11 protein-coding genes and 1 pseudogene are annotated in these 14,762 nt (G+C 63.3%); 5 read left to right on the forward strand and 7 right to left on the reverse strand.

Annotation, left to right across the window (positions count from 1 at the left end; translation table 11 throughout):
* The first annotated feature begins 354 nt into the window (after nt 1-354).
* Nucleotides 355-3,675: a type ISP restriction/modification enzyme gene (locus OG474_RS22540; protein ID WP_405064339.1), complete on the forward strand. Its 3,321-nt coding sequence runs from the start codon at nt 355-357 to the stop codon at nt 3,673-3,675.
* Nucleotides 3,676-3,744: 69 nt separating this feature from the next.
* Here OG474_RS22540 and OG474_RS22545 read toward each other — a convergent pair whose 3' ends face one another.
* Nucleotides 3,745-3,894, reverse strand: a complete 150-nt coding sequence (locus tag OG474_RS22545) for a hypothetical protein (protein WP_405064340.1) — start codon at nt 3,892-3,894, stop codon at nt 3,745-3,747.
* Nucleotides 3,895-3,990: 96 nt separating this feature from the next.
* Between OG474_RS22545 and OG474_RS22550 the strand changes: the two are divergent.
* Nucleotides 3,991-5,626 (forward strand): annotated as a pseudogene (locus tag OG474_RS22550) (IS1634 family transposase).
* Here the strand turns inward: OG474_RS22550 and OG474_RS22555 are convergent.
* The 5 genes from OG474_RS22555 to OG474_RS22575 form a co-directional block, all read right to left on the reverse strand.
* Nucleotides 5,623-6,165 carry a GNAT family N-acetyltransferase gene (locus tag OG474_RS22555; protein ID WP_405064341.1) on the reverse strand — a complete coding sequence of 181 codons (543 nt, stop codon included), beginning with the start codon at nt 6,163-6,165 and terminating at the stop codon, nt 5,623-5,625. The pseudogene OG474_RS22550 and the gene OG474_RS22555 sit on opposite strands and share 4 nt — an antisense overlap.
* A 117-nt stretch (nt 6,166-6,282) precedes the next feature.
* Entirely contained in the window at nt 6,283-7,530 is a 1,248-nt protein-coding gene (tgmC, locus tag OG474_RS22560) for an ATP-grasp peptide maturase system methyltransferase (RefSeq protein WP_405064342.1), read from the reverse strand.
* Nucleotides 7,461-8,438, reverse strand: coding sequence for an ATP-grasp ribosomal peptide maturase (gene tgmB / locus OG474_RS22565; protein WP_405064343.1), 978 nt, complete (start codon nt 8,436-8,438; stop codon nt 7,461-7,463). The genes tgmC and tgmB overlap by 70 nt, the downstream gene beginning before the upstream one ends.
* A complete protein-coding gene (tgmA, locus tag OG474_RS22570; protein ID WP_405064344.1) occupies nt 8,438-8,707 on the reverse strand; it encodes a putative ATP-grasp-modified RiPP in 270 nt (89 codons plus the stop codon). The genes tgmB and tgmA overlap by 1 nt, the downstream gene beginning before the upstream one ends.
* A gap of 206 nt (nt 8,708-8,913) precedes the next feature.
* Nucleotides 8,914-9,375, reverse strand: coding sequence for a hypothetical protein (locus tag OG474_RS22575; protein WP_405064345.1), 462 nt, complete (start codon nt 9,373-9,375; stop codon nt 8,914-8,916).
* Between the two features lie 340 nt (nt 9,376-9,715).
* Here OG474_RS22575 and OG474_RS22580 point away from each other — a divergent pair, with 340 nt between their 5' ends.
* Nucleotides 9,716-11,029, forward strand: a complete 1,314-nt coding sequence (locus OG474_RS22580; RefSeq protein WP_405064346.1) for a hypothetical protein — start codon at nt 9,716-9,718, stop codon at nt 11,027-11,029.
* Here OG474_RS22580 and OG474_RS22585 read toward each other — a convergent pair.
* The gene (locus OG474_RS22585) at nt 11,015-12,043 is read right to left on the reverse strand and encodes an NAD-dependent epimerase/dehydratase family protein (protein ID WP_405064347.1); all 1,029 of its coding nucleotides are present in this window, start codon (nt 12,041-12,043) and stop codon (nt 11,015-11,017) included. The two genes, OG474_RS22580 and OG474_RS22585, sit on opposite strands and share 15 nt — an antisense overlap.
* Before the next feature lie 193 nt (nt 12,044-12,236).
* Here OG474_RS22585 and OG474_RS22590 point away from each other — a divergent pair, with 193 nt between their 5' ends.
* Nucleotides 12,237-12,860 carry a hypothetical protein gene (locus OG474_RS22590; RefSeq protein ID WP_405064348.1) on the forward strand — a complete coding sequence of 208 codons (624 nt, stop codon included), beginning with the start codon at nt 12,237-12,239 and terminating at the stop codon, nt 12,858-12,860.
* Nucleotides 12,853-14,676 (forward strand): hypothetical protein, encoded by a 1,824-nt coding sequence (locus OG474_RS22595; RefSeq protein WP_405064349.1) that lies wholly within the window; start codon nt 12,853-12,855, stop codon nt 14,674-14,676. Before OG474_RS22590 ends, OG474_RS22595 begins: the two co-directional genes overlap by 8 nt.
* Nucleotides 14,677-14,762 lie beyond the last annotated feature (86 nt).

The following is a 14,762-nucleotide window of genomic DNA, read 5'->3' on the forward strand; positions in this document are numbered from 1 at the left end:
GGTGGCTGCAACCGAGACAGCCGCCAATCCGGCGCAACGCGAGCCCGGCTACACGGGCATTCATTCGTCAAGACCGTAGATCGTTCGACAGTGCGAGTCCGCTCGCGATTGCTGTGACTACCGCGTCAGCGATGTCGGGGAGCCAGGCCCACCGGCCGTGACACTGATCTCTAGGGAGTGCCATTCACTGATTTGGCTTGAGTCTCTGGCGTGGTCTCAGGGTCCCGATCTTGCAGATTCAGATTGTGTCGCCCATCCTGATGCAACGGAGTGTAGTGGGGACAACACATCCGACAGATGTCTTGCGGCGAGAGGAGCAACCAGGTTTCTGCTGGTAGTCCGCAAGGAGGTCTGGTGGCGCGTACTGACGAACGAGATCTTGGTGGAGCGCGGGCTAACGCCGATCCGGTTGAGGATTTCGGGCAGCGCTTCGATGAGGCCGTATCGAGGTTCGGCTCGCTTGTTGCGCCGAAGTTGCGTGCAGGCGTTGGGCAGTCGGAGGCCAATCTCACCTCCGCGGTAGAAGCACTCCTGCTTGACGTTGCGCGCCTGCTCGGTTTAGAGGCGCTGGTTCACAGCGAGGCTGCTGAACGTTCGTTGGGGATCCGGCCAGATCTAGCTGTAGACGTGGCAGGGGCCCGCATCGGAGTTGTTGAGCTAAAAGCACCGGGCGTGGGGGTGCCGGGCGGGGCTCGATGGGGAAAGTCGCGCGATCGGTCTCAGTGGGAACGCTTCAAGGCCTTGCCGAACGTCATGTACACCGACGGTTCCACATGGGCGGTCTATCACTACGGGCAACCCATCGGCCATCCGATTGTCCTTGATGGGGACTTGGCTCGGGCTGGATCCAAGCTGCGGGCGCGCGACAGTGGATTCGCGTCCCTGATGAGCACCTTCCTGCTCTGGGAGCCGGCAGCGCCACGAGATCTACGGACGTTAATCAAGATCTCAGCCGGCTTGTGTTCTTTTCTCCGCGAGGAGGTGAGCTCGTCTGTTCACAGGGAGAGGAAGGGCGATTCGAAGCCGTTATTCACCGAGCATCTCGCCGACTGGCAAGAGTGGCTGTTCCCAGACCTCACCGACGACGAGTTTGTCGACGCCTATGCGCAGACGATTACCTTCGGGCTCCTCCTTGCGAGGCGGGAGGGAGTGATCTTCGAGGGGCTCGAGATCCCGGACATTGGTGAACGTTTGGCAAAGCGCCACCTGCTGGTCGGCCGCGCTCTATCAATTCTCACTGCCCGCCCAGATCGTGGACTTAGCGTTGAGGAACGCAGCGTGGCACTACAGACCATGCGGCGAGTCATCGGGGCAGCCGACTGGAGTCGGTGGCCTTCGGCTGGCTCTTACCACTGGCTCTATGAGGAATTCCTCCAAGCATACGATCCGGCGCTCCGGAAGCAGACCGGTGCCTACTACACACCGACTCCGATCGCCGACTTCATGGCGCGTTTCGTGGACGAGGTCCTGCAGACTGAGCTCGGCCTGAATGCTGGCCTCTCGAACCCGGCCGTCGTCGTACTAGATCCAGCCATGGGCACCGGGACTTTCTTGCAGAGCGTGCTCGATCGAGTCGCCGAGGCGACTGCCGATGAGGGCGGTGACGTCCCAGCATCGCTGAGGGCGCTGCTCAATCGGTTGATCGGGTTCGAGCGCCAGATCGGACCATACGCGGTCGCGGAGCTGAAGCTGGACCGGGCTTTGGATACCCACAACGCCGAAGCGAAGGGCGAAGACTTTCGGCTCTATGTTGCGGACACGCTGGACGATCCAGACAAGGTGCCACTGCCAATCCGAGCGCGGCTGTACGCGCCGCTTGCAGATTCACGCCGAGCGGCGAACAAGGTGAAGGCCGAGGAACAGGTAATGGTCGTCCTTGGTAATCCTCCTTATCGCGCACGTGCGAAGAACTACGGGAAATGGGTACTTCAGGCGGACCGCAGGGGGACTGCATTGTTGGATGACTTCCGTGAGGCGAGCAATGGGAAGCACGAGCACAAGCTGCATGACCTCGCTATCTACTTCTGGCGGTGGGCGCTGTGGAAGGCGTTCGAGTCGACGCCGGATTCGTCGGCTGGAGTAGTTGCGTTTATCACGACCCAGGCCTATCTGGACGGCCCGGCATTCGCAGGAATGCGTCGCTACCTGCGGCGGCAGGCAGATCGGGGCTGGATCGTTGATCTTTCACCTGAAGGTCATCGCTCAAGCATTCACACCCGCGTCTTTCCGGGGGTTCCCCACCCGGTGTGCATCGGAATCTTCGTACGAAAGGCGCCCGCGAATCCGTCCATACCTGCCACTATTTTGCACACGTCTGTTGAGGGAACACAGGCGGTCAAGTTCGCAGCGCTGGCAGGCCTGGGCTCGTCCAGCGACGGGTGGAGCAGTTGCACAGAAGACTGGACCGCGCCACTTCGGCCAATAAAGGAAGACTCGTGGGCTAGGTGCCCGGAGGTTGGGGATCTCTTCCCGGTAGGTTCCTTGGGATTCACGACGAACAGAGCCTGGGTACATTCGCCCAGTGCGGACGTTCTACGCGAGCGATGGCGTACCTTCGTGCTGGCGTCGGCGAACGAGAAGCGGAAGCTTCTCAAAGAGACACGAGACAGGACGATAGACAAAGTTCTGCGGTCTCACTTAAGCGACAAGCATCGCCTGTCTCTGCGCAACGAGAAGTCGCCTACTCCCAGTTTGTCTCCCGTCGGGTACCGGAGCTTTGATCGGCAGTACCTCATCTCTGACGAGCGCGTCATCGATTTTCCGCGGCTGGCCCTGTGGAGCTCGCATAGCGAACAGCAGGTCTATTTGGTGACTCAGACCAATAATCCGATCACCGGTGGGCCAGCGGTTGTCTTCAGTCGGCATGTGCCAGATGTGGACTTCTATAAAGGTCGAGGTGGCCGAGTACATCCTCTGTACTGCGATGCGACCGCCGCGGTGACGAACATTGCCCCCGGGCTGGCAAAGCTGCTTCGGAAGATTTTGGCTGTAACGGTCTCCGATGCAGATGTCATGGCGTACGTGGCATCTGCCATAGCACACTCTGACTACACGGACCGCTTTCGTGACCAGCTGCAGCAGGGCACGCCTCGGGTTCCGGTGACCTGGGATCCGGAGTTATGGCGAGAGGCCGTCGAGATCGGTCGCGAGGTTATCTGGCTGCACACCTACTTCGAGTGCTTCGAAAAAGCTGTGCCGACAGTAGCGCAAGACGCGCACTTGGCTCGGCGACCCGCAGTGCTCGTACCGATCCCTGGTTCAGCAGAGCGGATGCCCGACACGATCGAACTCATCTTGGATGGTGGGTTTCTGCAAGTTGGACTCGGGCGCATCGGACCTGTCAGTGAGGCAGCCTGGAACTACGAGGTCTCGGGTATGCGGGTTATCAAGCATTGGTTCGACTATCGAAAGAGGACGCCGGCCGGACGGCGTGGTGGGTCTGCCTTGGACACAATTGTCGCGGACCGGTGGACGCTTGAGATGACTGAGGAGCTGCGTTCCCTTGTCGCCGTGATTGAGGGTTGCGTGGCCCTTGAGCCGCGCCAGGCGGATCTGCTGGAACGCATCCTGTCCGGGAGGTTGATCACGAACCAGGACTTGACCGCTGCCTCCGTGCTTCCGATACCGGAGTCGGCGCGACGACTTTCAATCGCTGACCCCGACCGACTGTTCTGAAGGCACAGTTCGACGTCGCCGTACTTACGGTTTGGTCTTGCCAGCAGCCAGGCAGATTTGGCATGTGCTCTACAGCCGGAGGATGTTGATGTCCTCAATTGGCCAGTGTGGATAGGTCTGGGTGTTGCCAACCTTCTGCCAGCCCCAGCGTTGGTACATCGCATGCGCCTGTGCACCCGGGCGCGAGATGAGGCTGGCGAACGCCCTGACTTCGGTCACTCCTTCTCGGTTCGTCGGGGCGCAGCGCGCTGACCTGCGGTGATGGCCAGCCGGGGAGGTGGTTTGAGGCACTAATTAGTGTTCTAGGCTCGGGTTGTGGCGTGGGTGCGGCGGGTGCGAACGGCCTCGGGAGCGACGGCTGTGCAGGTCGCTGAGTATGTGGATGGGCGTCGGCGGATCGTGGCGCATGTGGGTTCGGCGCATACCGAGGCTGAGTTGGGTCTGCTGCTTGAGCGGGCTCGTGGGCTGCTGGGTGATGCTGGTCAAGGCGTGCTCGAGCTGGGGCTGGAGGCGACGCAGAAGAAGGCGCGGCTGGTCGCTCCTGCTGTGGACGCGGGGTTGTTCGCCGGGCCGGTCCGAGGTGTTGAACAGGAGCGGGTGTCTGCCCCGCAGGTGGTCGCGACGTCGTCGCGGCTGCTGTTCGACGTGCTCGCGGAGGTCTATCGCGCGCTGGGGTTCGTCGCGGTCGGGGACGAGACGTTTCGTGATCTGGTGATCGCCCGCATCGTCGAGCCGACCTCGATCCTGGACACCGGTCGTGTCCTGATCGATCTGGGGTGCAAACCGGCCAGCGAGAAGACGATGCGCCGCACCCTGATACGGGCTCAGCAGCGCGATTACCGCGAGCAGATCGCGACCGCGTGTTTTGAGCACGTGCTGGCCAGCGGCGATGTGTCGCTGTGCCTCTACGACGTCACCACGCTGTATTTCGAGGCCGAGAAGGAAGACGACCTGCGCAAGGTCGGCTACTCCAAGGAACGCCGCGTCGATCCCCAGGTCGTGGTCGGTCTGCTGGTCGACAGGCACGGCTTCCCGCTCGAGATCGGCTGCTTTGAAGGCAACAAGGCCGAGACCACCACGATCGTGCCGATCATCAAAGCCTTCCAAGACCGCCACAACCTGGCCGACATGGTCGTGGTCGCCGACGCAGGCATGCTGTCAGCCAGCAACCTGCGTCAACTGGATGAGGCGAACCTGAGGTTCATCGTCGGCTCCCGCGTGACCAAAGGCACCAGCCGATCTGGAGTCCCACTTCCGCTGGCACGGGACTGCGTTCACCGACGGGCAAGTCGTCGACACGATCACCCCGCGCACCGGGCACAAGGTCGAGAACAACCCCAAGCTCAAAGCCGAACCGGTCTGGGATCCCGAACAGCATCCCGGGTCGTGGCGGGCGGTCTGGGCCTACTCGACCAAACGGGCAGTGCGCGACAACAAAACTCTCACTCTGCAAGAGAACCGGGCCAAAGACGTAGTCGCCGGGGACAAGACCGCCAAGGCTCCGCGGTTCGTCAAAACCAGCAACGGGTCACGCAGCCTGGACGAGGTCTCACTCGCGCGGGCGCGGCGCCTGGTCGGGCTGAAAGGCTACGTCACCAATATCACCGCCGGCGTCATGCCCGCACGCGAGGTCATCGCCAGCTACCACGAGCTATGGCACGTCGAGCAGTCCTTCCGGATGTCCAAGACCGATCTGCGCGCCCGGCCGATGTTCCACCACACCAAGGACGCGATCGAGGCCCACCTCACCATCGTGTTCACCGCCCTCGCGGTCAGCCGCGAGATCCAAAACCGCACCGGACTCGCGATCCGCAACGTCATCCGACAACTCCGGCCACTGCGCTCAGCCACCATCGCGATCAACGCCACCGAGCAGACCATCCCACCCGCCATCCCCACTGACAAGCAGACGATCCTCGACTCGATGAACCGGCCCCAACTCAGGCACTAACCCAAATGACCGAAGTCAGGCCGGAGGATGTTGATGTCCTCAATTGGCCAGTGTGGATAGGTCTGGGTGTTGCCAACCTTCTGCCAGCCCCAGCGTTGGTACATCGCATGCGCCTGTGCACCCGGGCGCGAGATGAGGCTGGCGAACGCCTCTGGTCGGTCGGACAGGAGAGTATCGACGAGGCGGCGGGAGTAGCCGTGACCGCGGGAGTCGTTACGTATGCCGAGCTCGATCACCGCGAAGATCGGGCCGTCTGCGATGTTGTCGGGAGGTGGATCGGTCGTAACGCCGGTCCACCATCGGCCGGGCGGGAAGGTGAATCCGTAGGTGAACCCGATGAGTTGGTCGTCGAGCACGCCAGTGACCAGGGTGAAGCCTGCTTGGTCGGCGTGCTTGGCGATTCGGATCTCGAACTGCTCGATGTCTTCGCTCGACAGGTCGTAGGGCGGCTCGGAGTATGCGTCCGCATAGAGCACCTTCAGTTGCGGAACGAGCAAGAGCGTCTCGGGCCCCGCGTGGCGAGTCAAGTGCAGTTTCATGTTGTCTCCGCGTTGAGTCCTGCTTGGTCTGATCGGCCTTGGCCTGACGCAATAACGGCTAGTTGAGCCTTGTGAATCAAGTGCCAGTTCAAACTAGGTAGCGTCGCTCGCGTGCCACTACTTTCTGGGGAGCGCCGAACTCATTCCGCCAGGAATATGGACGCGCTGCTCGTCCGACGCGACGGTCACGCGGAAGGACTCGATGCCTGGTTCGGCGGCCTGACGCCAGTCCGTGATCGCTGTTTCCACCTCATCCCAGAGGCGCGCTGGACCACCTTGCCTGACGATCCAGCCACTCGCGGTTGCCGAAAGCGCGGCGTACGAGTCGTCCGGCTGGACGAGGATGTGCTCGGGCAGGTCGCTGCCGGGACCGAAGCTGATGTGCTGTGCTTCGGGAACCGCGAGTTGTGCGACGAGCTGTGCGGGCCCATATGTCGTCAACACCTCCGGCCCGAGTGACGTTGTCCGAGACGCCGACTCAGCGGACATCTTCGGGATGATCGCTGGCTCGGGGTTGTGGGCCCTCGCCGGCATGAAGCTGACGTATCCAGGTAAGAACTGACCTTCAGCCGTACCGTCGCCCGTGACGGTTAGCTTGACGAGACCTGTGCCTCCGAGCCAGCCGGAAAGAGTGACCAGGATGATCGTGCCCGGCCTGGATTGGTCAAGCCACGCTTGGGGGATGTAGCGAAACGCGCATGTCGCGATGATGCGGTCGTAGGGCGCTGTGTTCGGTGCTCCCGTCTCACCGTCGCCGACTATGAGATGAGGGTGGTAGCCGGCGCGGCCGAGAGCTCGACCTGCTCGGGCCGCTACCTCAGGATCGACCTCGACTGACGTGATGTTTTCTTCTCCGAGCCGGTAGCAACCCAGCGCGGCGGAGTACCCCGTACCTGTGCCGATCTCCAGCACTCGGTTTCCGTCTGCCACCTCGAGGTCTTCCCACATCCGGAGCACGAGACTCGGCATGGTGGACGACGACGTCGGGTTGCCGTCGACCGCCTCGGTGACATCAGTGGCGGTTGTCTTGCCATCCAGCTGGGTTACATGCGAGATGTCTTCGTAGGCCAGTTTGAGCCAGCGTTCGTCGCCGGACCGCTGTGCTGAGATCGGGTCCCACAGAGTCGGGCCGTCGGTCCGATCGACCTTCGCGAAGAAGTCCGGAATGAACTCCTCTCGCGGCACGCTTTCGACAGCTGCGCGCCACTCTTTTGAGCGCAAATTGCCAGCCTTGGTCAGGTCCGCGGCGAGTTTCTTGCGCAGCTCCGTCGCGTGCCTGGTGGGTTGATCGGGTGTCACAGGTTTCCTTCCAGCGCGTTCGCGAATGCTGCCGCCATTGGCAGCCCGGTGGATGGCTCCATCCAAGCCCACTGCCCGTTGGGGTTGCACTCCAGAAAGTACGGCACGTTCTGCTCATCGAGGGCGAAGTCGAAGCATCCGAAGAGAAGACCGAAGCGGCGGAGGTAGTTACGCATTCGCCCGGTGATGCCAGGTGGTGGTTCGACTACCTCGTAGGCCAAGGTGTCGTAGTCCGAGCGCCAGTCGAGCCGGCTGATTGATGAATCGATCCGGACACAGAACACCTCGTCTCCAACCACCGTGACTCGCAGATCGGCGACCTTGCCGACAACTTCAGCTTGGAACAGATGGGCGGTGCCGGCAATTGAGCCATCGAGTTCGTCAGGCTCAACGCGCCGCGTCCAGATGGCTTGCGGTCGTCCGTCGCGCGTAATCGCGGTGAGCCGAAGCGGCTTGTAAATGATCGGGGCATGTTTCTCGGCGAATGTCCGCGCCGCGGCTGGGTCGGAAGTGATGAGCGTCGGTGGCACCGTGAAGCCGAGCTCGGCGGCCACACTGAGCTGACCCGGTTTGTATTCTGCGGCCCAGTTGCGGTGTGGGTGATTCACGTAGCGGGCGTTCGGCAGGCTGGAGAGCACCCCGCCGAAGCCTTCGCGTGCCTGCACTTTGGCGAACTCGGCTGCCTCTTCGTCGAGTCCTGGGAAATCGCCGGGCGTCGGGCGCCGCCAGTACACCGACGTCACGTCAGCGAGGTCGAATTGTCTGCTGGGTGTAGTGAGCGGCCCGATCCACCGGCCGGACTCGGGGTCGAGAAAGGCTGACATGCCGACGCCATGCGGCATGTCGCCCGGATTGACCCGGGCGACCTCGCATCGTCCACGCCGATGCAATTCAGCGATGACTGCATCTGCCGTGACATCGTCGGTCCCAGTGGCGACTAGGACGACCGGCTGACGTATGTGGGTTGAAGCCATCAGTCGCGATCGCCGTCGTATCCGTTGTCGCTGTCGGGAGCCGGACCGCCGCCACCGTCCTGGCCGGTGGCCGTTCGCGGGTTGGTGGTAGTGCCGGAACCGTGCTTGGGCGAGGCGAGCATCGGGTCAACTACCCCGCCACTCGAGTCCCGGAACTTGCCCAGCTGAGTTGCCGGATCGATCTCGACCGTGATGTAACCCAGCGGCTCCGTGTCCACGAAGTCGCTGGCTCGACTGAGGCCCCACGGCCTGACTGCACTTTCGCTCATCAACATCACTCCTCAAGAGACTCTTAGTCAGCATCGCTAAACATCCATGCCGATACTTAGCGTCGTAGTGCTCCAGGGCACTTGTGCCGCGCCTTGGAGGTCTGGATCGGCTGGCACGGGGCGGACTCGTCTCACGCCCCGCGTCAGCCTGCAGGTGGGATCCACGACCGAGCCCTCCACAGGGGAGGGGAAGGCTCGGTCGCAGGTCAGCGGTGACGGACATCGGTGGGTGCCCGGCGATCAGCTGCACGTGAGGACAACCATGGCGCTCCATCGAGTCCGCCAGGTCCTGCGATCGAACTTGCAATGACGACTCGAGCGCCGGTCGCTCGCTCGAAGGCGTCTTTGACGTTGTGGGTGATGGCCAGGGCTGAGAAGTGCAGTCGGCTGGGGATCACGACTGTGGTCACTTCGTAGCGGTTGACTGCCTCGATCAGGGCTTCGAAGGCGGCCGGGGTCGTCTCGGTTTCCTCGGTGTAGATCGTGCCCATCGCGAAGCCCTCGACCTTGGCGAACTCCTCGAGGTGGTCTTTGATGTCGGCCAGCTCGCCGTCCGTCATGAGGAGGTGCTTCAGGACGTAGCCGAGGAGGAGCGGCCGCGTGTAGTCGACCTCGCCTGGCGAGCTTCGTCCTGCCGCCGCCGGAGCTTGGCGCCCAACCGTGGTCATCTGTCTCGCACGTCCTTCGCGATGTCGCGAACCATGAGGACGGTGAGTACGGCGGTTCCCAGGAGGAGGAGCCACATGCGCAAAATCACTGTCAGTCACCCCGTCGCTGCTAGAAGTGGACTCGGTAGGTGAGTAGCTTGACGCTGTGTGACAGGACGGCACTATGAACTACACCGGACGCTTGGCTGCCATCTGACTGCCATTCGACTTGGAACGACGCTTTGGGCGCCCAGACGCCAGAGATCGAGACCTGACTTCTGGCTGCCATCTGTCGGACGTTTGGCTGCCATCGACGCACGAGTCCGGGTTTCCGGCTGCTTGTCTGACGTACCGTGAAGGCGTGGCTACGGCGCAGTACAGAACGCTGCTGGAAAAGATCGTCCACGAGGGTCCATGGACGATCGAAGAGACCTGCCGAGCGTACGAAGCTCGGGCGCAGCAGATGAAGGAGTCGGCGACGCTGTCGCCGCGTCAGTTGGCGCGGTGGATGCGAGGCGATGTCGCTCAAGCGAGAGCGGTCGCGCAGCGTGTAGCCGAAGCGTTCTGGGGTCACCGTTTCGAGGTTTTGCTTGGCTCGCCGCACGATTTCTCCGAGTTCGAGCGTCACAGCGGAACGGCCGCGCCCGGCCTATCCGTTGACGTCGAATCGTTGGAGGCAGCGGCAGTCATGGCCGCCCACGAGAGTTTTGAGCACTCAGCCCGAATCGCCGGCACCGTTGACTCGGACGACATTTCGGAGCTCCAAGAGTCAGTCCTGGAACTCGCCCGCGGTTACCAAACCAAACCTCCGTTGCAGCTGCTGACGGAAGCTCGGCATATTCGCAATGTCGCGTACCTACTGCTCGACAAGACCAGACGACCGGCTCAGACAAGTGAGCTGTACCAGGTTGCAGGCCAGGCTTGTGGACTGCTTGCGGTCGTCGCGTTCGACTTGGCTCGATGGGATGCCGCCGAGGAGCAAGCCCGCTCGGCTCGGACCTACGCCGAGTTGATCGGCGACGCCGACCTCGAGGCATGGTCGCGAGGGACGCAGGCGCTGATCGCTAACTGGCGTGGACAGAGTCGACGCGCGATCGACCTGATTGCGAGCAGTGTGGACGACGCGCCGGCCGGTGTATCAACGGCCAGGCTGCGAGCTATCGAAGCACGGGCTTGGGCCGAGTTGGGTCGGCCTGATCAGGTGAAGGAGTCTTTGCGCCTGGCCGATGTCGAGATGGAACAGGCGCGGCACAACGAGTTGTACGGCGCTACCGGCGGAGAGTTCGGCTGGGGGCCGAGCCGTCACGCGGCATGTGCTGGTACGGCGCTCCTGACAGTCGGCCACGGCGAATCCGCAGTGACGCGGATCAGTGACGCGATCAGCCTCGCCCCAGAGGATCCGCTCGGTGGGTTGGAACCGGCGAGGGCGCAAGTCGACCTTGCTACTGCCGAACTCGTAGCGGGACGGCTAGATGCCAGCGTTGACGCTCTCAACAGCGTTTGGACGATTCCGGCGCCGCATCGACGTCAAGGAATCACTGGCCGGATGGACCAGCTGGCGCACAGGCTGATCGGTCGCGACTGGCGCGATACCCAGCAGGCCGTCGAGCTAAGAGACCAGATCGAGGTCTTCAACTCCGAGGCAGCCTCCCGACTGGCTTTACCGAGCGCCTGACTGGTCGGCATCCCACGCGGCCAAAAGCTCGGCCTCGTGTTCGGGTGACATGCCGTGATCGGCCTGGCGGGGGTGGTCGATGAGGCCATCCCGATCAAGGGCGGACTTGAAGTCCCGCAGCGTCTCGCGAAGAGGTCGGCATCGAAGACCGGCCTCCGCGGCTCGCTGGCCGTCGACCTGCCAGGTGCCGGCGGGAGTTCGCCACAGCGGGATCTCGGTCCATTGATCGACGCCGTGTTCCTCCAGCCACTGCGGGTCGGCGCAGACCGGCTCAGTACGACGCCCAGTCAGCTCTAGGCATGTGTCGATGAGCTCGCCATATGTCGCGTGTCCAATAGGAGCAACCAGGTTGAATACGCCGTCGCGCTTCGCCTCGATCGAGTCCAGCAGGAACGTCGATACGTCGCGGACATCGATTGGTTGGATGGGCTGGTCAGCGGGGGCTGGGAGCAGCCAGCGTCCACCGCGGGCTGCTCGGTCCAGCAGCTTTAGGCCGCGACCGACGTACTCGCCGGGGCCCAAGATGACGCCAGGCCGAACGATGAGGCTGCGCTTCGCGCCCTCCGTTGCGGCAGCTTCACAGCCTGCCTTGAGGGTGCCGTATTGACCGCCGACGGTCAGGTGCGCCAGTTCGGGTGATTGCTCGGTATAGGTCGGTGAGGATGGCCAGAGCGGCGAGGACTCATCGACTGGGCTGGCTGGCCAATCGGGGTAGGCGCTGACCGTTGAGATGAGTACGTATTGCTCGACCAGATCAGCCAGGGCGTCTGTCACCTGTGCGACATCGACGGGTTCGTAGGCGCTTGTGTCGATCAGGGCATCCCAGGGGCCGTGCTCAGCCAGGCGGTGGAGATCGGCGTCGTTGCGGCGGTCACCTACGACGTGGGTGGCTCCGGCCGGCGGTTGGCCACTCTTGCCGCGGGAGAAGGCGGTCACCTCCCATCCGCGAGCCAATGCGTCGGAGACGACTGTTCGGCCGAGGAACCAGCTGCCACCGAGGATGAGGAGTCGCATGGTGACGAGTCTGCCGGGTCAGACCGACATATGGCGACACGTTCGGTTGCAGTATGTCGACGACTCAAGCGCAGCTCTCGGTAGTCCAAACCTGATGAGGGGCGCGGGACCTGTGGTGCGGTGGGCACGTTCAGTAACTAGAGTGATGTTGGGGTGGTCCGCTGGGGTGACCGCCGGTGAATGGGAGGGTGTAGTGGCTGTCAAGGGTGCCGGGGTCGGACGCCGCCAGCACACCCACTTGCTGCTACCTCATGCGGCACTGGATGGCCCTCAGCGGGCGCTGTTCGAGACTGCGCTGCGGCCGACTGGCTGGGTGGCGGATCCTGATGACAGCTCGAGCATGTCGGTGCGGTGGAATCGCGGTCGGGCGGCGCTGCGGTTGCAGACGCTTGGCTGGTTTCCGCTGCTGGTGACTGTGGGGCCGATCGGGAAGGCGACGGCGGCCCACCGGGATGCCGTCGCGAGATTGACCGCGGCGGTTCTGGCCAGCCGGGGGATGAGTTTCAGCGATCAGCAGCTGGTTGAGTACTTGCCGCAGGCACAGGCTCGTTGGCAACGGGCGTTGTTGGAGCGTCGAAGGCTTTCTACAGCTGAGCGAATGCTCCAAGCTCGCCGTTGCTCGTACTGTGCGTCGTGGTCCGATACGTCGGCGACGCATTGTGCTGGATGTCGTCGGCGGTTCACCGTCGCTGACGACACGGAGTGGGATGCCACGGTCAGCCGTGCCTCGGCGACTGTGGCTGAGGCCGAGGCGGTCCTTGCTGACCTGGCGCGTGGTGTGGTGCTGGAGCGGCTGAATGGTGCGTCGCATGGCTGAGCCGATGGTTGCGACTCGTGAGGCCGAGCAGTGGGGCTGGGAGTACCGCGGGCAAGAGGTTGTGGTCGTTGAGCAGCAAGAGCCACCGCTGCCCGCCGTACCGCCGCCGTCGGCGCTCGCGACGTTGGAGACTAAGCGTGCTTCTGCAGCGCGGGTTAGTCCCGTACTGATCTGGGCGATGACCGGGACAGTCGTCGCTACGGGTGTCGTCGGCGTTGTCGTGAATCCCTGGCTGGCTGTCGTGCCCGCCGCGGTAGCTGTCGGTCTCGGATGGTTGCGATGGGGGCGGCCGGAGATGTTGCGGCGGGCGGCAGTTAAGGAGCACCAGCGGTGGCTGGCCGACTGCGTCACCACGATGGCTGGTTTCGAGCGCGACGTGGAGGTTTGGCAGCAGGATCTGGGCGAGCGGGAGAAGACGAAGGCGCTGCAGGTCAGTGCCGTGCGTCCGTGGGTGCCTGTCGGTCCGGTGACCAAGGAGCGCGTCGACCTGTACGGCGGGACCGCGGCCGGCTGGCGTGCTGCGTTGCTGGCGATGGGAAGCTCGTTGATGGGTGCAGGCGGGCGACTCGTGGTGCTGGACCTCACTCAGGATGCAGTGGTCGATCCGCTGCGCCGCATGGCCGGCGAATACGGCGCACCGATCCGGTCGGCCGTCGTACCGGATGAAGCGCGGGCGTTGAATCCTCTGACCGGTCTGAACCCGGAAGAGATGGGCGTGGTGATCGCTGAGGGACTGCGCGGAGCCGAGCCTGAGCAGAACGAGTCGCGCGGTGTTGATGCGGCCCTGGTGCAGCAGGTTGTTGAGTGCTTGGTAGATGGTCCGGTCACGTTCACTCGGCTGCACTTGGCTTTCCAGGTGTTGCTGCGGCAGTTGACGCCGGATCAGCGCGGTGAGCTGACGCGTTCGGAGTACATGAAGCTGGCCGACCTGCTGAGCGAGTCTGCCCGGCGTACGGCAGAGGCTCGGTTGTTCCGGCTGGCTGCTGGTGTGCAGCGGTTGTCAGCTGTCACCGGTGATGTGCCGATGGACGGTTGGGATGGCGACGAGGTTTCGTTGCGGGTGTTCGAGCTGTCGGCTCGTGAATCAGAGCTGTCTGCCTCGTTGCTGCGGCACCTGATGTTCCAGATCACGATGGTCCGGATCCAGCGTGGGCAGCTGTCGGGGCTGGGCGAGCGCATCGTCGTGATCGCTGGTGCGGATGCCTTTGCGCGGCCAGAGCTTGAGAGGTTCGACAGTATCTGCCGGCGTAACGGGCTTCGGCTCGTGCTGCTGTTCGCGCATTTGCGTGACAGTGCGGTGGAGCTTCTCGGCGGTGGAGACGCGGTGCTGTTCATGCGGCTCGGGAACGCGAAAGAGGCCGAGCAGGCTGCGAACTTCATTGGTCGGCAGCACCGGTTGGTGGCGAGCCAGTTCACCTATTCGCATGGGACGAACACGTCCACCTCGACGTCCGACAGCACTACGCGTGGCAATAGTGCGTCGACGAGCGATTCGGTCGGCGTACAGACTTCGGACAGTCGGCAGGCGACGTTCGGGCTGCTGTTTAGTCGGCGGCACCGGTCTGGATCCAAGACCGCTGGCGAGCAGTACTCGTCGTCTACCACCGGAGGAACGTCGTGGTCCGAGGCGATCTCTAGTTCGGAGTCGAGTGGATCGACGGAAAGTACGTCGGTTGGGTATCAGCGCACGTACGAGTATTCGATGGAGCCGACGGTTTTGCAGGGCTTGTCGCCGACTGCTTTCGTGATGGTGGATCCGCTTGATCCGGCGAGTCCGCGGCTTGGTGATTGCGATCCGCGGTTGGGCGCCTCGTGATTCCGCAGTGGCGCATTACCGAGGTGCCGTTGGCTGGTGGGCCGGACACGGGCACGGCGCAACGGCTCACCGCGCTTCGGCGCGGG

It is taken from the genome of Kribbella sp. NBC_01505, assembly GCF_045040285.1.
Taxonomy (GTDB): domain Bacteria; phylum Actinomycetota; class Actinomycetes; order Propionibacteriales; family Kribbellaceae; genus Kribbella.

Excerpts from the sequence above, each read along its gene's own strand:
- OG474_RS22585 (WP_405064347.1), bottom strand. The coding sequence starts at position 12,043 with ATGCGACTCCTCATCCTCGGTGGCAGCTGGTTCCTCGGCCGAACAGTC.
- tgmA (WP_405064344.1), bottom strand. The coding sequence starts at position 8,707 with ATGAGCGAAAGTGCAGTCAGGCCGTGGGGCCTCAGTCGAGCCAGCGAC.
- OG474_RS22555 (WP_405064341.1), bottom strand. The coding sequence starts at position 6,165 with ATGAAACTGCACTTGACTCGCCACGCGGGGCCCGAGACGCTCTTGCTC.
- OG474_RS22575 (WP_405064345.1), bottom strand. The coding sequence starts at position 9,375 with ATGACCACGGTTGGGCGCCAAGCTCCGGCGGCGGCAGGACGAAGCTCG.
- OG474_RS22595 (WP_405064349.1), top strand. The coding sequence starts at position 12,853 with ATGGCTGAGCCGATGGTTGCGACTCGTGAGGCCGAGCAGTGGGGCTGG.
- tgmB (WP_405064343.1), bottom strand. The coding sequence starts at position 8,438 with ATGGCTTCAACCCACATACGTCAGCCGGTCGTCCTAGTCGCCACTGGG.